This is a genomic window from Hymenobacter terrigena (genome assembly GCF_054776515.1).
Map to the genome: position 1 here is coordinate 501,033 of NZ_BAAHBU010000002.1, position 17,934 is coordinate 518,966.

At 60.4% G+C, this 17,934-nt stretch carries 13 protein-coding genes and 1 pseudogene; 3 read left to right on the top strand and 11 right to left on the bottom strand.

What is annotated here, in order from left to right:
* Positions 1-144: 144 nt before the first annotated feature.
* Positions 145-741 carry a tetratricopeptide repeat protein gene (locus tag ACYU7Q_RS09050; protein WP_460609125.1) on the bottom strand — a complete coding sequence of 199 codons (597 nt, stop codon included), beginning with the start codon at positions 739-741 and terminating at the stop codon, positions 145-147.
* A 264-nt stretch (positions 742-1,005) separates the two neighbouring features.
* Here ACYU7Q_RS09050 and ACYU7Q_RS09055 point away from each other — a divergent pair, with 264 nt between their 5' ends.
* Positions 1,006-2,268 carry an RsiV family protein gene (locus ACYU7Q_RS09055; RefSeq protein ID WP_460609126.1) on the top strand — a complete coding sequence of 421 codons (1,263 nt, stop codon included), beginning with the start codon at positions 1,006-1,008 and terminating at the stop codon, positions 2,266-2,268.
* Between the two features lie 80 nt (positions 2,269-2,348).
* On the opposite strand, the gene ACYU7Q_RS09060 is transcribed toward ACYU7Q_RS09055, so the two are convergent.
* Positions 2,349-2,612: a hypothetical protein gene (locus tag ACYU7Q_RS09060; protein WP_460609127.1), complete on the bottom strand. Its 264-nt coding sequence runs from the start codon at positions 2,610-2,612 to the stop codon at positions 2,349-2,351.
* Between the two features lie 272 nt (positions 2,613-2,884).
* Here ACYU7Q_RS09060 and ACYU7Q_RS09065 point away from each other — a divergent pair, with 272 nt between their 5' ends.
* Complete coding sequence (locus ACYU7Q_RS09065; protein ID WP_460609128.1) at positions 2,885-3,205, top strand: ArsR/SmtB family transcription factor; 321 nt, start codon at positions 2,885-2,887, stop codon at positions 3,203-3,205.
* A 143-nt stretch (positions 3,206-3,348) separates the two neighbouring features.
* Positions 3,349-3,704: pseudogene (locus tag ACYU7Q_RS09070) on the top strand (SRPBCC family protein).
* A gap of 358 nt (positions 3,705-4,062) precedes the next feature.
* Here the strand turns inward: ACYU7Q_RS09070 and ACYU7Q_RS09075 are convergent.
* The 9 genes from ACYU7Q_RS09075 to ACYU7Q_RS09115 form a co-directional block, all read right to left on the bottom strand.
* Complete coding sequence (locus tag ACYU7Q_RS09075; protein ID WP_460609129.1) at positions 4,063-6,522, bottom strand: glycoside hydrolase family 2 TIM barrel-domain containing protein; 2,460 nt, start codon at positions 6,520-6,522, stop codon at positions 4,063-4,065.
* Between the two features lie 83 nt (positions 6,523-6,605).
* Positions 6,606-7,805, bottom strand: coding sequence for a mannonate dehydratase (uxuA, locus tag ACYU7Q_RS09080; RefSeq protein WP_460609130.1), 1,200 nt, complete (start codon positions 7,803-7,805; stop codon positions 6,606-6,608).
* Between the two features lie 4 nt (positions 7,806-7,809).
* The gene (locus ACYU7Q_RS09085; RefSeq protein ID WP_460609131.1) at positions 7,810-8,625 is read right to left on the bottom strand and encodes an SDR family oxidoreductase; all 816 of its coding nucleotides are present in this window, start codon (positions 8,623-8,625) and stop codon (positions 7,810-7,812) included.
* A gap of 12 nt (positions 8,626-8,637) precedes the next feature.
* A complete protein-coding gene (locus ACYU7Q_RS09090; RefSeq protein ID WP_460609132.1) occupies positions 8,638-9,834 on the bottom strand; it encodes a glycoside hydrolase family protein in 1,197 nt (398 codons plus the stop codon).
* A 26-nt stretch (positions 9,835-9,860) separates the two neighbouring features.
* Complete coding sequence (locus ACYU7Q_RS09095) at positions 9,861-11,057, bottom strand: alginate lyase family protein (RefSeq protein ID WP_460609133.1); 1,197 nt, start codon at positions 11,055-11,057, stop codon at positions 9,861-9,863.
* Between the two features lie 47 nt (positions 11,058-11,104).
* Positions 11,105-12,292: an alginate lyase family protein gene (locus ACYU7Q_RS09100; RefSeq protein WP_460609134.1), complete on the bottom strand. Its 1,188-nt coding sequence runs from the start codon at positions 12,290-12,292 to the stop codon at positions 11,105-11,107.
* A 23-nt stretch (positions 12,293-12,315) separates the two neighbouring features.
* On the bottom strand, positions 12,316-14,466 hold the full coding sequence (locus ACYU7Q_RS09105) for a glycoside hydrolase family 31 protein (RefSeq protein WP_460609135.1): 2,151 nt from the start codon (positions 14,464-14,466) through the stop codon (positions 12,316-12,318).
* Positions 14,467-14,528: 62 nt separating this feature from the next.
* Positions 14,529-17,003, bottom strand: coding sequence for a glycoside hydrolase family 95 protein (locus ACYU7Q_RS09110; RefSeq protein WP_460609136.1), 2,475 nt, complete (start codon positions 17,001-17,003; stop codon positions 14,529-14,531).
* Between the two features lie 276 nt (positions 17,004-17,279).
* Complete coding sequence (locus ACYU7Q_RS09115) at positions 17,280-17,924, bottom strand: fasciclin domain-containing protein (protein ID WP_460609137.1); 645 nt, start codon at positions 17,922-17,924, stop codon at positions 17,280-17,282.
* Between the last annotated feature and the right edge of the window lie 10 nt (positions 17,925-17,934).

Here is a 17,934-nt window from a genome sequence, read left to right on the forward strand (position 1 = left end):
GCCTACGCCGTCTTTGTGCTACCTAATGAGTTCTGCAACAGCCACGAACGTTTTAGATGTCCGCCCTCTTGGTTCCTGCCTGCCCAAAGGATAGCCCCTGATTTCGCGTCGACGAGGCCGGCGGGCCATCATGCCCTGACAACCTCAATCAATCTTCTGCCATTTTTCAACAAAGGCATCTGGTCTGGTGGATTCAATGTATTGGATGTACTTCAGCACGTCCCGCGGGTAGGTGGCCAAGGGTGACTTGGCGAATAGCCGCATGGTAGCAAGCATGCGGTCCACTTCTGTGTAGGTCAAGCCTTCGAGGGACAACAAGCGTTTGTACGAATACGCAATCATGTAATAGGCCCGAAAGTAATCCTCCGTTCCCGTGCGGTTGGGGGTGGCCGTGGCCCGCTGGCCCTGCTGGATGGCTTTGCGGTATTGCTTCTCCTGGTAGCTCAAGATGCTTAAATACAGATTGGCCAACTGCTGGAGACTATCCTTGGCCAAGACCTTTAATAACAGCTGCTTTCCCAGGGCACTGCTGTCGTTGCGGATGCGCATGTAGACGAACCCTAGTTTCGCTTGGTAATCCAAATTAGTGGGGTCTGTTTTGAGCGCCTCAATCAGAATTTTTCCCGCTTTGTCGTCTTCCTGCTTTAACAGAAACGCCTCGCTTTTTCTAAGCACAATATCCTGTGCAACGCAAGAGCCTTCAATGGCGAACCAGAAAAAGAGGACAAGGAGGGCTTTCATGATTCAATTAAATTACGGTTCACGAAAAGGGTCGTGGCTGTTGCAGAAGTCCGATTAGACTCGGCCGACGGATGGTTTAAAGCTGGACGTGGGTCCGCAATGCGCGGGAACAGGCCTTTGCCGCCTTCACCCAGACTACCTCAAGCCGATTCAAGGCATTTACCGACTTCTGCAACAGCCACGGTCCGAAGGTAGACGCGGCAATATGGTTTAAGGAGCTTTTAGGACTCCCTCCTCTCTGTATTATCCCCTTAGCTTTGACGCATGCATGCGCTGAGAATTCCCCTGCTTGGGGTGGCCCTGCTGGCTAGTTGTCAGTCCACGCCCGAAAAACACCCCGCCCACAGCGCGGCCCCCGAACTTCCTGCCGGGGGCGCTGCCGCGCTACCGGCTGAGAGCCCGGGCAACCGCCCGGCTACGGTTACCGGCACCCCTTTTCTTGGATTACGCCGCTACCGGGGCACCGTGGGCGGCCAAGCCGTCACGGTGGAGGTCATCGTGGACCGGGGCGATGATGGCACCGGTCCGCTGGCGTGCCGGGGGACGTGCACCTACGACCGCCACCCGGCCGGGCAGCTGTTGCTGCAGGGCCCGCGGCCCTACCGGCCGGGGCAGCCCCTGTTTTTCACCGAAACCGACGCCGCTCATCCAGGCGTGGCCACGGGCACGTGGCAGGCGTCGCAACCAGCCGGTTCCCTGCTCACGGGCACGTGGCGCAGCCCCGCGGGCCCCGCGCTGTCTTTCGTCCTGCGCGAGGACTACACCGACGGGCGCGGGCACCGCGTGTCCCTGTCCTACGAAGTGCTGCACGAAACTGTCACCGGTACCCCGTGCCGGCCGGCGCGCGCCCCCGATGAAACGCCGGCCGAGTACCGGGCACGCCTCAAAGACCTGCCTCCGGCCTCGCTGGACCAGCAATTCCTGCACCTATTGGGCCCCGACACCCTCCAGCCCGCGCTGAGCCGGCTGCAATGCCCGCCCCTGGCTCAGCGCCGCCGCGCCATGCGCGCCGCCCTGCGCGAGGCCGGCGACTGTGCCAACTTGACCGAGAACGTAACCGTTACCTACCTGGGCCACGGCCTGCTGGCTACGGCCGGGTACCACGAGCTGTACTACCAGGGCGCGGCCCACCCCAGCCACGACGTCGACGCCGCGGTGTACGACCTCCGCACCGGCCGGGCACTGGACCTGACCGCGCTGCTGCGGCCCGGCACCGAGCCGGCCCTGCGCCGGCTTGTCACCCCCGCCCTGCAGCGAGAGATGGGAGCCAACGGCTTCCCCGACGCGGAAGTATTGGCCCCCGCCGAGGGGGACTCGGCCACGACCGCGCTGGCAGCCGCCGGGGTGGGCATGACCGCCGATGGCTTGACCTTCCAATATACCGACTACGAACTGGGGGCCTATGCCTACGGCATGCCCCTCGTCACGATTCCCTGGGCAGCCGTGCAGCCGCTGCTGCGCCCCACCTCGCCGGTGGCGCGGATGCTGCGCGAGCGGGGCCTGTGGCCCGCCACACCAAAGGAATAGCGGCACCCAGTACGCGCTGTCAGGGACCCACCAAATCTATGGCGGGCGTTCAGCTTAACGGTCAATCGGTAGACGATTATTTAAATTTCTGTTGCAGCAGCAGGCCACTGGATTTGCCAGTCCATGTCGTTGAGGAAGACCGGAATGTGTGCGGCGTGTTCAAGCCACCAATCATATACCTCGAAGTCCGCAGAATCCGGGTTAGGGTTGGGGTCCTCGATATAAATAAAATAGCCGCCCGTTTCAGCGGTGTCATCGACAATCCAGACCGACCAGCCCGCGTTTTCGCCATCGAGGATGGTGCCCTTCTGGTCGAAGGGAAATGATGGCGGATTCGTTTCCATGATTCAGAGGAAGGCGTTCATTCAAACGGTGGTTCAAGTTAGCAAGCTACTGTTCAAATTAGATTTCTTTTTTGAACACTTTTCGGTACCCACCAGAAGGCCCCAAAAACACGGTTTTTGGGGCCTTTTTTTCGGGCGTTTAAAAAGCCCCGAATAGACACCTCACCAGACGTTTTAGATAATTTGATAAAATAATTGAAACACATTTATAAAACCGATTGGCTGCGCATATATTTGCAACCAATCGGTTTCATAAAAAATGCCTCGACCCCATGCGCAGAGATATTTTTCAAGCAATAGCAGACCCGACCAGGCGAGCCATCATCGCCTTAATTGCCCTGCAAGCCATGACGCCCAACGCCCTTGCCGAACACTTCAACACCACCCGGCAAGCGGTATCCAAACACCTGCGCGTGTTAACGGAATGCGAGCTGGTCAGGCAGGAACCGCAGGGCCGGGAAATTTACTACTCCCTTCAACTGGAACGGCTGAAAGAAATTGACCACTGGCTGAGCCACTACCGGCAGCTGTGGGAAACGCGGTTCAAGCAATTGGACACGGTATTATCAACCCTAAAAAATCAGAAACAATGAGCGACGCTGTAGCATTTGATTTTGCTGTTGACAAGGCAGCCAAAACCGTAAACATCACCCGGAAATTTGACGCCGACCTTTCCTTGGTATGGGATGCGTTTACCAAAGCCGAGCTGTTGGACCAATGGCTGCCCCCGCACCCCATGACCGCCAAGACCCAATACCAGGATTTCAAAGTGGGGGAAAACGCTTTTATGCCCTGGTCAGTCCCGAAGGCGAGGAGCGCTGGGCCCTCCAGGCATACACGTCCATCACGCCAAAGACCCACTTCACCATGCACAATGCGTTTGCCGACAAGGACGAAAACCCCGAATTGCCCGGTTCCGAATGGCATCATGCGTTCAGCGAGCAAAACGGCACCACCACCGTGCGCCTCTCGATTTACAATGAATCCCTGGAAAGGATAGAAAGAATACTGGACGGCTTCACCAAGGGCATGAAGATGTCATTGAGCAACCTGGAGAAGCTGTTGGCCACCTTATCCGGAAGACAGGAGTAGTCCACGAAAAGTGATTTTCCAAAAGGTAGAGCGTTCAAATACTCCCAATAATAAAGGCCCCGAAAATGCTGTTTTCGGGGCCTTTAGGTGGGTGGCAATAAGTGTTCAATAAGCAGTGCTAATCCAAACTGCTCTCATATGGCCAGTTGAAAATGAAATAAACCTTGTTCGGATTCATTGATAAAACTTCCCCGGGCAGTCGCCTTACTGTTCCCACCATTCTGCGACTGCCCGGTTCCGTTTCGTCAGTAGAGTCAATAGCAATAGGGCGTGTAATTACAGTTAATTGCTGCTTGAATGCGCAGGTCCGTGCCTAACGCCCTTGCTCATGCGCGGGCTTAGCACCGCGCATTGACGGTTAGAGGTTGACAAACGCTGTCGCCAAGCCATTGGAACTAACGCTCAGCACGCTTTTGCCGCCGTTGGTTTTCACCCGCATAAGGCCGCGGCCATTCATGGCCTGCACTTTGCGCGAGCCCGTGCTCGTGCCCAAGTCGTCGAGCAGAGTGCCGTCACCGGCTAAGGAGTAGTTTATCCAGTTGGCGGCGTCGAGGCAGGCAACACCTTGGGCATCGAGGAACTTCACCTGAACAGTGGCGATGCCGTCTTTTTCGGCGATTTTTTCGAGGGTTATTTTAGCCGGCTTGGTCCATTTTGCGGTTTGGTATTGCTGGGTTATTTCGTCCTGCACCACGGCTTTGCCTTTTTTTGCAACTACTTTGAAGGTGTTGTTGCCTTCATTGAGGGCCACCAGCCAGCGCAGACCGGCGGCCGGGAAATCCTGGCTGTTGCGCTTTTTGACGCCGTAGCTTTTGCCGTTCACAAACAGCTCGGCTTCTTCGCAGTTGGAGTACACTTTCACCATTTTCTGCTCGCCAACCTCGCCCCAGCGCACGGGCCAGGAGTGGCCGTAGAGGTGGACCATCGGCTTAGCGGTCCAGTAGGACTGGAAGACGTAGTAGGCTTCTTTTTTGGTGAAGTCACGCTCCACCACCCCTTTCTGGTTCATGTAGGGCACCGGGTTGTCAGGGCGTACGGGCGTTGAGAAATCCTTGAACGGCCAGTAGGCGGCCCCGCTGAGCCAAGGCATGGTTTCCTGTTCCTTGAGGTGCCAGTCGACCAGGTTGCAGAGGTAGCTTTCACTCCAGTCGCCGTCTTTCGAGACGCGGGCGCTGCCGCCGAACAAGCTGGCGTCGCCGGCGCGCTCGTCGGCCCCCTGGCCCCGGCTTACTTTGGCCAGGGCATTATCGGGGCTTTCCGAGTGGCGGCCGGCGTGGCTGTCGCCACCCCATTCCACGTGCAGGAAGCGTTTCACGCCGTTAAACTCCTTCTCGGTGGCCTCCTTATACTCGGTGTAGATGCCGCGGTACCAACCGGCCCAGATGGAGGGCGAGTACACGTCGGGGATGTCCTTGCAGAAGTCGCAGCGCCGGATGGCGGTGTAGCGCGAGGGGTCGAGCTGGTGGGCCAAGTCGTTCTGCGCCTTCATGAACGTGCGGATTTTCTCCTTGTCGAACTCGGGGAAGTCGCCGGGCCAGTCGTTTTCATTGCCCAGCCCCCAGATGATGATGGCCGGGTGGTTGAAGTGCTGCTGAATCATGTTGGTGAGCATACGCCGGCCCTGGGCCTGGTACACCGCGCCGCCCAGGCCGCCCCGGCACCAGGGCTCCTCCTCCCACACCGTGATGCCCAGCGAATCGCAGAGGTTGAGCACGATGCGTGACTGCTGGTAGTGGCCCAGCCGAATAAAGTTGACGCCCATGTCTTTCATCATCCGCATTTCGGTGCGAATCATGGGTTCGGTCATGGCGGCGGCCACGCCGGCGTGGTCCTCGTGGCGGTGCGTGCCGCGCAGCAGCAGGCGCTTGCCGTTCAGCATAAACGGGCCGTGCTCCACGAACTCAATGTTGCGGAAACCGACCTTTTCGGTTTGCGAATACGTGTCGGCGCCGGCTTTCACCGTGACCGTGACGGTGTAGAGCTGCGGGTTATCCGGCGACCACAGGGCGGGCTTTTTGAGCTGGAAAGCATGAATATCCTGCTCGCCTTCCGCTGCGGGCATTTTGCCCTGGTACTGGCCCACTACTTTCCCCTTGGGGTCGGCCACGCGCACGCTTACGTCGGCATCGCTGCCGGTCGGCTTCAGCAAGGAAGCCCGAATTCCAAGCTTGCCTACGGTCCCGGCTTTGTCGACTTCGGTCTTGGCCAGCACGTGCTCGAAAGAATGCGCGGGCACATATACTAGGTTCAGGTAGCGGTAGATGCCGCCGTAGAGGTTGAAGTCGGACAGGTCGGATGGCATCATTTCCAAATCGCGCGAATTATCGCAGCGAATAGACAGCGGCACCTTGCCCTTGAACTGCTTCTGAAAGGCCTCAGTTTTCTGGAAGTCGGCCACCGCCTGCGTGATGTCCACGGTCCACTCGTCGTAGCCGCCCACGTGGCTGCCCACCTTGGTTGTGTTGATGTAAACCTCCGTTTTCTGGCCCGCACCTTCGAAGTGGAGCAGGGTGCGGCCGCTCTGGTAGGGGTTTTTGACAGTGAGCTGGGTGCGGTACCAGCCGGGCCCCTGGTAGTAGTTCACGTCGGGGTCCACGGCATCGCGGGCGTTGAAGCAGTGCGGCAAGGTGACGGGCTGCCACAAGGGCACGCTTTCGGGATTGCCGGCCACCACGGCGCGCACGGCTTCCCACGGGCCGCCCAGGTCCTGCCGGATAAATTCCCAGTCGGCATTCAGCCGGGTTTTCTGTTGGGCAAAACTCACGCGGCTGCTTAATGCGAAGGCCAGCAGGGCGGCAATAAGTATTCTAATTCTCACGGTGTGGCACTTAATACGCTACGGCAAACTCGCTGGTGCACAGAAGTCCGCCCCGTTTAAGGCGCCTCCATGAATCCAGCTGCTCATTTTTCAGTTTTTTCAGGCAGACTTCGGTAGATGCCCATCCCCAAACCGCGCAGCTCGGCCAGGCCGCGCAGGCGGCCAATGGCCGAGTAGCCCGGGTTGGTTTTCTTGTGCAGGTCGTCGAGCATCTGGTGGCCGTGGTCGGGGCGCATGGGCAGGCTGACTTTCCGGGCGCGCATGGCTTGGATGAGCTCGCGCACCACGGCGTACATGTCCACGTCGCCTTCGAGGTGGTTGTCCTCGTAGAAGTCGCCGGCTTCGTTGCGGCGGGTGCTGCGCAGGTGCACGAAGTGGATGCGGTCCGCAAACTGCCGCACCATGGCGGGCAGGTCGTTATCGGCCCGCACGCCGAAGGAGCCGGTGCAGAAGCACAGGCCGTTGCTCGGCGAAGGCACGGCTTCAAATAGCGCCGCCACGTCGGCCGCCGTGCTCACCACCCGCGGCAGCCCGAGAATTGGGTAGGGCGGGTCGTCGGGATGAATCACCAGCTTTACGCCGCAGGCTTCGGCCACCGGGGCTACTTGCTGCAAAAAATAGACGAGGTGCGCCCGCAGCCGGGCCGCATCGATGCCCTGGTAGGCATCGAGGGCCAGCTGAAACTGCGCCAGGGTAAAGCTTTCCTCGCTGCCCGGCAGGCCGGCAATGATGTTGCGCTGCAACTGCTGCCGTTCCGCGTCAGTCATCTGCTCGAACCGCGCCTGGGCCCGAGCCAGCTCCTCGGGCGAGTAATCCGCCGCGGCGTTGGCGCGCTTCAGCAGCAGGGCATCGAAGGCCACGAACGCGGCCCGCTCGAAGCGCAGGGCCCGGGAGCCGTCTGCTACTTCGTAGGCCAGGTCGGTGCGGGTCCAGTCCAGCACCGGCATGAAGTTGTAGGTGACAATGAAAATGCCGCAGGCGGCCAGGTTGCGCAGCGACTCCTGGTAGTTGGCGATGTAGCGCTGGAAATCCCCCGACTGCGTTTTGATGCTTTCGTGCACGGGCACGCTTTCCACAACGCTCCAGACCAGGCCGGCAGCGGCTACTTCGGCCTGGCGCTGCTCAATTTCCGCCACCGGCCACACTTCGCCGTTGGGAATATGGTGCAGGGCCGTGACCACGCCCGTGCACCCGGCCTGGCGGATATCGGCCAGACTCACCGGGTCGGCCGGGCCGTACCACCGCATGGTTTGTTGCAGGGTGTAGGGTTGGGGCGATGTCATGCGCTTAAACCCCTCCAAAAATGGAGAAGCCGCCATCCACACAAATCATGGAGCCGGTGACGAACTGCGAGGCGTCGCTTAGCAGCCAGACCAGGGCGCCCTTCAGCTCGTCGGGGTGACCGAACCGCTTGAACGGCGTCTGGCGAATCACCTTCTCTCCGCGCTCCGTGAACCCGCCGTCGGGCTTGGTGAGCAGGCTGCGGTTTTGCTCGGTCAGGAAGAAGCCGGGTGCCAGGGCGTTCATGCGGATTTTGTCGCCGTAGCGGTTGGCCATCTCCACGGCAAACCACTGGTTGTAGCAGTCCACGGCGGCCTTGCCCATGTTGTAGCCCAGCACTTTGGTGATGGCCCGCTTGGAGTTCATCGACGAGATGTTCACGATGCTGCCTTTGCCCGAATGGGCAATGGCTTCGCCGAATACCTGCGTGGGCAGCAGCGTGCCCCATACATTGAGCTCCATCACGCGCTTCATGCCCTCCAGATTCATCTTGAAGACGTCTTCCGCGGGGTCGAGTACGCCGTCGGGGCCGTTGCCGCCGGCGGCGTTTACCAGGCCGTCGATGCGGCCAAAGGTGTTCAGCACCTGCTGGCAGGCAGCGGTTAGCTGGTCTTCCTTCAGCACGTCGGCTACCAGCGCCAGGGCTTTGCCGCCCTGCTGCACCACGGCTTCGGCCCGCTCCCGGGCCACCGCTTCGGTGCGGCCCAGAATGGCCACCGTGCCGCCCGCTTCGGCAATGGCATTCACAAAGGAATTACCCAGAATGCCGGTGCCCCCGGTCACCACTATTACTTTATCCTGCAAGGAAAAATTATCGGTCATGTCTGTTTCCAGTTAGTTAAGATTCAGGTCGGCATAATGCTGGTAGCGCCACAGCGCTTCCAGGAAATAATAATCGGCGTACACCAGGGGCGCGTCGATTTCCGACTTGCCGGGCATGTTGCCGGTGCTGTGCTTTAGCAGGAAGAACTGGTTGGTGCCTGGGGCCGCCAGGTATTGGTCCGAGCACAGGCTATTCAGCATGGCCACGGCGGCGTTGTAGTACTTCTTGTCCTTGGTGTATTTGCTCATTTCCAGCATGCCCGACGCAGCAGCGGCGGCGGCCGAGGCATCGCGCGGGGCGTTGGGGATGTCGGGCGCGTTGAAATCCCAGTACGGAATGTGGTCCGGTATTTTGTTGGTTTGCTGAATGAAATAATCGGCCGCGTGCATGGCCGCGGCCAGGAATTTCGGATTTTTGGTTTCGCGGTACACCATGGTGTAGCCGTAGATGGCCCAGGCCTGCCCGCGCGCCCAGCAGGAGTTATCGGCAAAGCCCTGGTGGGTGACCGAGGTGAGCAGCTTGCCGGTGGCCGGGTCGAAATTCAGGACGTGGTAGGTGCTGAAATCCTTGCGAAAGCGATGCTTCAAATCGGTAGCGGCGTGGGTTTTGGCGATGTGGGCGTACGACGTATCGCCGCTGAGCCGGGAAGCCGAGAAGAGCATTTCCAGGTTCATCAGGTTGTCGACGATGACCGGGTACGACCACAGTTCAGCGTGGTGGTCCCAGGACCGGATGGCGCCCACCGTGGGGTTGAAGCGTTTCGACAGCGAGGCTGCGGCTTGCAGCAGCACCGCTTTGTATTTCGGGTCTTTAACCTGTGCGTAGCCCTGACCATAGGAATCGTTGAGGATAAAGCCGAGGTCGTGGGTCGTGGTCACGTTTTTCTCGGCTTCCAGGGTTTCGGTCCACGCGGCGGCGCGGCGGCGCCAGCCCTCCTTGCCGGTAAGCCGGGCGAGGTACCACAGGTTGCCAGCGAAGAAGCCGCTGGTCCAGTTGCGCGAGTTGGTGAGCAGAATGGAGCCGTCTTCTTTCGTGCTACGGGGGTGCTGGGTGCTGTCCGGGTACTGGTGCAGGTAGGCGGCGTACTGGGCTTCGGCCCGGGCCACCACTTTGGCCACGGGCAGGCCGTTGCGCCCCTGCGCCCACGCGCCGGTGGCCGAAAAAAGCAGCGACAGTACTGCGCAGGAGACTTTTAGAGTCAATTTCATGAAATAGGGGGTTGCCGCTATTCGCCCTAAATTCCCCACGGGGTCCGGGCAAAATCAGGATATTGGGCAAAAACTTTTGGGGCGTCCAGGGCCGGGTACTCGCGGGCAGCAAGGCCGTAGATGGCCAGCACCGTGGTATTGCTGGAGGGAGTTAGCTCCTTCTTCTCCATCTGCTTTTCGTGCAGCAGGTAGGGACGGAACCAGGCCACCGCTTTTTGCAGGCTGCGGCCATCAGGCGTGGCGTAGTGCCACAGGTCCACGTCGACCTTTTTGGCCAGCTGGGCCAAGCGCACCCACCCCTGCAGGTTCATGCTGGTGTAGTTCCAGGGCCGCGTGCGGGCCAGCTCCAGGGGTTGGGCACCGTCGGGGGCCAGTTGCACCGGCACCCGCGGCAGGGTCTGGTCTTTGAGCACTTTTTTGGCCAGGGCCACATCGCCGGTAAACAGGGCGAAGTCGACCACCTGCACGTCATGGAAAGTACCGTGGTTGTTCTTGTTGTTGCCTTCCTCGATGCCGATTTTGCTGGTGGTCAGCCAGGTATTAAACTGCTTGAACCACGCCTTCACCCCATTCACCACCGGCTCATTCAGGCTCTTGCTGCCGGCCATCAAAGCCAGCGCATCGGGTATTTCCACCAGGTTGCGGGTTTCGATGATGCCGAAGCTGCGGCCGTTGGTCGTGCCCGGAATCCCCTGCCCGTAGTTCAGGTTGGGGTTCATCCGGGTGTTGGCATCGAGGAAAAACGTGCGCAGCAGCGCGGCGGCGTGGTCGGCGTATTTTTCGTTGCCGGTGAAGTAGTAAGCCAGGCCCAGCGTCTTGGTATCCTTGCACAGATTCGACAAGTTGTCGCTGTCTTTCATATTGGCCGACTCGGGATTGCGCAGCCCGTCCTTCTGGATGTAGGGCTTGCCGTCGGGCTTGGTGGGGTCGGCCCACCAGTAAGGCGCCTGCGAAATGTAGTCGTGCTTGTCGCCGCTGGGCGGCACCTGCGGCTTGGTGGTGATGGTGTACGGCCCGGCGGTTAGGGCATGGTCGGCTTCGCTGACCACGGCTTTCACCTGCTTCACCTCCGCGGGGCTGCCTTTGGCATACGCGGCCTTGTAAGCGGCCATTTGCGCGGCATCGAGCAGGATAAACGGGCTTCGGCTGCTTTGGGCCGAAGCGCCCAGGCCGGGGAGCAACAGGGCGGCACACACCAGCCCGAGTTTGAAATAATGAGTCATAACAGCAAGCCGGGAATGAATAAGGACAAGGGATAGGTAGGGCCTGGCTACAGCCAGATGAGAGGATGCCGCACGGGCAGGTTACGAATGACTTCTTCCACCCTAGGGCTATGGTCAAGCCTTTTCCAGGTGTCGAACCAAGTTTGCTCCTGGTAGGCGTTGGCGCCAAAAATCAGGGCGGGTTGCGCCACCGGCCAGTTTTCCCAGTACATCACATCCTTGGCGAAGGGCCACTTGCTTTTGTCGGCGATGAAGGGGTGCAGGTAGGCGATGCCTTTGCGGATGGAGCGCCCGTCGGCCGTCTGGAACGTCCAGAGGTTGTCGGACTTGGTCGAAAGAATCTGGCACAGCGTGGTCATCGCGTCCAGGTTGAACAGCGAGTAGCCCAGGGGCTTGGTGCGCCGCAGTTCCTGCGGGAAGCTGCCGTCGGCGGCCATCTGGTTGGGCAGCAGCACCGTTTTGTAGCGCACGCGGCACGAATCCAGAATGGCCTGGTTGCCGGTGAGGCGGGCAAAGGCCGCGGCCTGCATGGCCCAGCAGGTGCCGTGGTTGTTTTTGGCGGCCCGCTCATCGCGGCCGTTTTTACTGGTCGTGAGCCATTCCAGGTAGTCGGCAAACCACTTTTTTACGCCGCCCCGCGTGTTGGCATCCAGCGCCGTGGCGCCTTCCATCACCAGCACCCCCTGGGCCACTTCCATCAGCTGAATGGTGTCGATGATGCCAATGCCCCGCCCCGTTGAAACCCCTTTGATGGCCTGCGCGAACTGCAGGTTGGGATTCATCAGCGTTTCCGGCGTGATAAACCATGCCTTTAGGTGCACCACGGCCTGGCGCACATACTTCTCGTCTTTGGTAAGCTTGTAGGCCGAGGCCAGCGCCCCAATAATGCGGCTGAAGCGAATCATGGCTAGGCGGTGGGCCACGAAATTGTCGGGGTTGGTCATGCCGTCGCGCTGCACGTAGGGACCGTTGGCGTCGGCCGGGTTGGGCCACCAGTAGTCGCCTTCGGAGTAGAAGTCGTGCGGGCCGCCAGCGCTGCGCGGCGAAGTATGGGCCGTAACCGTTTCGGGGGCCTGCTTCATGGCCCAGGCCGCTTCTTCGAGCACTGATTTCCGCAGTACTTCCCGGGCGGCTTTTTCAATGGCCGGGCTGCCTGCATCGGCCAGGACCGGCAAGGGGCAGGCGGCCCACAGCGCCACCAACAAGGTCATAAAGCCTATTGCGTTCCTCAGCATGAGTAGTCGACCTGAGCGGCGGGTTAGTTGGTCATCATTTTGAAGGTCACCTTGCCCACGGTGTTGGGCTTGCCTTTCACGGCCGCGGCAATGCTGCCTTTGAGGCGGCCGTTCTGCTTTTCCACTTTGATTTCGCGGAACGAGAACTGACCCTGCTCGTAGTTGAAGGTCTCGCCGTCGTCGTCGTACAGCCGGTACGAGCCGGGCTTGCGGCCGTAGTAGCGCACCTCGATGTCAACTTTCTGGGCCGCCTTGGGGGCGTGCAACAGGGCGGGCATCATCGGGATAATGCCGCCGTCCTTCACGTACACCGGGATTTTATCGAGGCCGGGCGTCACGCTTATCACCTCGCCGTTGCCGGCCAGCTTGCCGGTGTAGAAGTCGTACCAGTCGCCCTTGGGCAGAATCACCTTGCGCGTGGTCTGGCCCGTGAACATGGGCGCCACCAGCAGGTTTTCGCCGGCCATGTACTGGTCCTTCACTTCCTTGCTCGCTACCTCCTCGTAGGGATTCTCTTCCAGGTTGGGCTCGCCTTTTTTCACTTCCTTCTTCACCTCGCCCTGGAAACCTTCCTCCAGGTTCATGGCCCGGAAGGGCGGCGTGCCTTCAAAATGGTATTTGGCAAACTCGCTGTACCAGTACGGCATCATTTGCATGCGTAGCAGGGCCGTTTTCTTCACTTCTTCGGCCACCTCGGGGAAGGTCCAGGGCTTGGTGCCGCTGGACCAGGCGTTTATCATGGCCATGGGCGAAAACACGTTCGACTGGAAGCGCCGCAGCCACTCCTCTGCCGTTTTGGAGGCGCGCACTTCCGGCGTCCACAGCGTACCGGCAAACCCGCTGTTTATCAGCGCCGTGATGAAATCCTGGTGGTTGTAGTAGTCGTTGTAGATGACGTAGGGAAACGACGAGCCGCCGCCATTCGAGGCCCGCACCAGCCCGAACGTGCGCTGGTTGCGCTGGTGGTACATCTCGGCGCTGTAGCGCTGCATCAGCAGGCCGTAGGTCTGGCGCATCTGCTCGGCGCTGTGGCCCGAGGGGAAGGTGGACACGTCGGGCCAGAGGTACTGGTCGCCGCCGTCCACTTCGTCGAACTTGTAGCCGCTGATGCCGATGTCGACCTGGCTTTTCTTGAGCTGGCCGAAGAAAATATCCCGGGCCGCGGGCAGGGTCATGTCGGCCACCAGGCCGTTCCACACAGTGTGGCTGCCGGTCAGGGGCTTGATGCTGCTGTAGATGGACGCCTCCGGCGACACGTAGGGGTTGGACCAGAGGTTGAGCCGCACGCCGGATTTCAGCAAGTCCTGGGCCAGGGCTTTCGGCTGCGGAAAGCGGTTCGGGTCCCACTCAAACGTGCAGGGGTACGACTTGCTCTGCCAGCCCGGCTCCAGGCCGATGAAGTCCAGCGGGTAGCCTTTCTCTTCGAAGTCCTTGGCTTCCTTGCGCACGCCGGCGTCATCGGTCAGGCGTTGCACGCGCTGCGTGAAGCCCAGACCCCAGCGCGGCGGCAGGCAGCCGCCGCCATTGAGCAGGTTGTAGCGGCGCACCACATCGAGCGGCTTGGGGCCGCCAAACACGTAAATCTCCACGCCCTCGGCGGGCACCAGCATATCCACGGCATCGGAATACGGGTGCGACGTCCAGCTCTTGTCCAGGTTGCGGTCCTGCACCTTGGGCGGCGTTTTGCTGTCGCGCTGCACAGCCGTGCCGGCGTATACCTTGATGTAGCGGGCGGCGTTGATGAACACGCCGTAGCCTTTGGAGGACACGTAGAACGGCGTCGGCGCGTGCGTATGGCCGTTGTCCTTGCCGGCGTAGTTGTCGACGTGCAACTCCAGTATCTTGCCCCGCTGGTGCACGGTCTGGAAGTTCAGCCCGAAGCCAAAGATTTGCTCGGCCTGCTCCAGCGGGAAATGCAGGTAGGTTTTGCCATCGGCTACCCGGGCCGTGATGTCGTCCTGAAAGGTCGGAAACGACACCTTGGCCAGGCCAGCCAGGGCTTCCTTGTTGGGCGTAGCGCCGCTGGCTTTCAGCAAGTCGTATTCTTCGGGCTTGCCCACCACGGTTTTCCAAATGCCGGGCTGCACTTCGGTCCACTTTAGCTGCTGCGCCTGCGCGGCGTGCCCGAAGGCCACGGCCAGGCCAATGCTAAAGAGGGAATGGAAAAGCTTCATTCGTTGGATTGGTTAACTACTTGTTGAAGATGGCGCTGGCCCTTGCCCACGGAGCAGGGCTCTTAGCCCTTGAAAACATATTCCTGGCCCGCCACCGTGTTGAAATCGTACAGCCGGGAGGCCTTCACGTTGACCGGCTTCAGCTTCGCCTCCGGCGAAACGAGCGGGGCCTTCACGGCCGGCACCTCAAAAAACGGGTTGGGGTTGGGGCCTTGTGCCGCGGTCAGCTTCACGGGGCCCGTGAGTTTGAGGGCCTCGTCGAGCCGCAGGCGGCAGTTGCCGCCGAGCCGCGATTTCACCTTGAGCTGGCTAATCTGCTTGTTTTTCCAGGTGATGGCAATTTCGAAGCCGCCCCGCGCCACCAGGCCGCTCACTTCGCCCGAGGGCCAGTTATCGGGCAGGGCGGGCAGGATGTACACGGCGCCGTCATGGGACTGCACCAGCATTTCGGCGATGCCCGCCGTGCACCCAAAGTTGCCGTCAATCTGAAACGGCGGGTGCGCGTCGAACATGTTGGGGTAGGTGCCCCCACCCTGCATGGTCACGCCGTCCTGCGTGCCGCTCACCAGCTTCAGCTGGTCGGTCATCAGCTTGTAGGCGTGGTTGCCATCCAGGAAACGGGCCCATAGGTTCACTTTCCAGCCCATCGACCAGCCCGTGGCGGGGTCGCCGCGGTACTGCAGCGAGGTGCGGGCGGCATCGAACAGCTCCGGGGTGCGGAAGGGCGAAATCTGGTTGCTCGGGTACAGGCCATACAGATGCGACACGTGGCGGTGCACGTCGTTGGGCCGGTCGGAGTCGTGCATCCATTCCTGCAGCTGGCTGTGCCGGCCCACCTGCATGGGGGCCAGGCGGGCCTGCGTGGCCAGCAAGCGCTGCCGGAAGGCCGCGTCCGTATTCAGCACCTCGGCAGCTTTGGCCGTGCGGGTCAGCAGGTCGAACACCAACTGGTTGTCCATGGTGGTGCCGGCCGAGATGGACACCCGTTTGCCTTCCACGTAGGTATTTTCGGGCGACACCGATGGGGCCACCACCAGCCATTTATGGGTGGGCTCCTCTTGCAGCACATCGAGAAAAAACTCGCTCGCGCCTTTCAGCACCGGGTAGTATTCCTGCAAAAACTTCCGGTCGCCCGTGAACAGGTAATGCTCCCACAGGTGCTGGCTCAGCCAGCAGCCGCCCATGGGCCACAGCCCGGAGTAGGGCTTGTCGACGGGGCCGCTGATGCGCCACAGGTCGGTGTTGTGGTGCGTCACCCAGCCGTTGGCGCCGTACACGAGCTTGGCTGCTTCCTGACCGGTTACGGACAGGTCCTTGAGCATCTTGAACAGCGGGTCGTGCAGCTCCGACAAATTCGTGACCTCGGCGGGCCAGTAATTCATCTCGGTGTTGATGTTAATCGTGTACTTGCTATCCCAGGGCGGCAGCATCTTGTCGTTCCAGATGCCCTGGAGCGTGGGCGGCTGGGTGCCCGGCTGGGAGCTCGAAATCAGCAGGTAGCGACCGAACTGAAAGTACAGCGCGGCCAGCTGCAGGTCGTTGGTCTGGGCAAACCGTTGAATCCGCTCGTCGGTGGGCAAATTCACGGCGTCGGTCACGCCCAGGTTCAGCTTCAATCGGTTGAAATACTGCTGGTAGGCCTTGGTGTGGGCGTCAGTAGCAGCGGAGTATTTCCGGGTCAGCGCCCGGTCCAGATACGACGCGGCTTTGGTCGGTGCGTCGCCGCTGATGTCGTGGTAGTTCTTAAAGTTCGTTGCAATTGACACGTACACGATAGCGGAGTTGGCATGCTGGACTACCAGCGCCTTATTCTCCGTGGATACCTTCCCTCCTTCCGCCACCGCTTTCACCAGCGTGCAGAATTTAACCTGGCCCTTTTCGCCTTCGTGGTCGGCCGTGGTACCCGCCAGCACCAGCCGGCCATTTTCAATGCCGATGGTGCTTTGCTGCGGGCTTTCCAGCGAGGCCGCGAAGGATATCATCCCCGGCTTGTCGGCTGTAAGGCGCACCATAATCACCTGGTCGGGAAAGGAGGAAAACATTTCCCGCGTGTATCTCACGCCGCCCACCTCGTAGCTCACCCGCGCAATGGCTTTCTCAATATTGAGGTCGCGGTAGTAGTTTTTCGCGTTTTCGTGGCCCGGAAATTTCAAAAACAGGCTGCCCACGGTTTCGTACACCATGCCGCTGTTTTTCTTGGGCATCATCTTGGCGTCGGCCAGGGCCTGCGCTTCCATGAATTTGCCTTCAAACAGCAGCTTGCGCAGCTCCGGGATGGCTGCGCCCGATTCGGGCGTTACGTTGTTGTTCGGCCCGCCCGACCACACGGTTTCTTCGTTGAGCTGCAGCTGCTCGCTGGCCGGCTGCCCGAACACCATGGCTCCCAGCCGGCCGTTGCCGATGGGCAGGGCTTCGTTCCAGTTAGCGGCCGGGCGGTTGTACCACAGCTTCAGCGTGCCGTCCAGCTTTTTGGGCGGCGCCGCAGCGGCGCGGCCGACTCCGAGGAGGACAAGTAAGACAATAAGGATTTTATGCATTTTCACTAAAGCTGTTGCTCCCTGCAGCTGCCTTTGCCAGCATGCCGAGGCGGCCCCAGGTCCTGGACCACGAGGCGGGGCTTTCTCCTTCCACCTAAACAATTCTTTCTACCACTATCCGGGCAATTCTCACGTCCTGGCCCTGCCGCTATCGGCAAAAGGGCTCCACCCCGGCCGCATTTTGCGCGGCGGCCCGGTCATTTTATGCTTCCGGCTTGGGGTGTGCTAGTTGATAAAGGGACCCACTAGCGAGTAATGGGCCCCTTTACTTTTCCCTTAGGGCCCGGGCTCCACAAAGCCATCGAACACGTGCACCACGCCATTGGTGGTTTGGATGTTGCTGGTACGGGCGTTCACCGTGCGCAGCGTGCCGGTGAAGTTGTTCACCTGAAGGTTGGAGTTGCGGTCATTGGTCACCTTGAGCGCTATCGTGTTAGGCGTCGCGGCGAGCAACGTGGGCACAATAAGGTTGTCGGCCGTGAGGTTATCGTACGAGTACACTCCCTCCATGGTGTGGTAGAGCAGGTAGTTGCGCGCCTGGGCCACCGTATAGCCCGACCACGATTTCACGGCCTTGCCACCCACGGTTTTGGCACCGAACAGCGTGGTGGGTAGCACTACACCCTTCGAGTCGTAGGCCACGATGGCCTTGTTGGTCAGAATCAGAAAGGTGCGGTTCGGCTTCTTGTATTCGTCTTCGAGGCCCGCGTACTTAATGCCGCGCAGCATCATGTTGAACAATGTGTCGGTCCGAGGCTGGTTGATGTATTCCCAGGCCGTCATGTTGACTTTCGGGTCGAGTACGTGGTAGTTGTAGGGGTCGTCTTTCTGAAACTTCAGGCCCACTAGTTCACAGCTGCTGCACAGGCACAGCAGTACCAATACGAGGAGCCCGTTGACGCCAAATAGATGCTTCTTCATTGCGAATGCG

Excerpts from the sequence above, each read along its gene's own strand:
- ACYU7Q_RS09050 (WP_460609125.1), bottom strand. The coding sequence starts at position 741 with ATGAAAGCCCTCCTTGTCCTCTTTTTCTGGTTCGCCATTGAAGGCTCT.
- ACYU7Q_RS09090 (WP_460609132.1), bottom strand. The coding sequence starts at position 9,834 with ATGAAATTGACTCTAAAAGTCTCCTGCGCAGTACTGTCGCTGCTTTTT.
- ACYU7Q_RS09065 (WP_460609128.1), top strand. The coding sequence starts at position 2,885 with ATGCGCAGAGATATTTTTCAAGCAATAGCAGACCCGACCAGGCGAGCC.
- ACYU7Q_RS09115 (WP_460609137.1), bottom strand. The coding sequence starts at position 17,924 with ATGAAGAAGCATCTATTTGGCGTCAACGGGCTCCTCGTATTGGTACTG.
- uxuA (WP_460609130.1), bottom strand. The coding sequence starts at position 7,805 with ATGACATCGCCCCAACCCTACACCCTGCAACAAACCATGCGGTGGTAC.
- ACYU7Q_RS09110 (WP_460609136.1), bottom strand. The coding sequence starts at position 17,003 with ATGCATAAAATCCTTATTGTCTTACTTGTCCTCCTCGGAGTCGGCCGC.
- ACYU7Q_RS09095 (WP_460609133.1), bottom strand. The coding sequence starts at position 11,057 with ATGACTCATTATTTCAAACTCGGGCTGGTGTGTGCCGCCCTGTTGCTC.
- ACYU7Q_RS09100 (WP_460609134.1), bottom strand. The coding sequence starts at position 12,292 with ATGCTGAGGAACGCAATAGGCTTTATGACCTTGTTGGTGGCGCTGTGG.
- ACYU7Q_RS09085 (WP_460609131.1), bottom strand. The coding sequence starts at position 8,625 with ATGACCGATAATTTTTCCTTGCAGGATAAAGTAATAGTGGTGACCGGG.
- ACYU7Q_RS09105 (WP_460609135.1), bottom strand. The coding sequence starts at position 14,466 with ATGAAGCTTTTCCATTCCCTCTTTAGCATTGGCCTGGCCGTGGCCTTC.
- ACYU7Q_RS09060 (WP_460609127.1), bottom strand. The coding sequence starts at position 2,612 with ATGGAAACGAATCCGCCATCATTTCCCTTCGACCAGAAGGGCACCATC.
- ACYU7Q_RS09055 (WP_460609126.1), top strand. The coding sequence starts at position 1,006 with ATGCATGCGCTGAGAATTCCCCTGCTTGGGGTGGCCCTGCTGGCTAGT.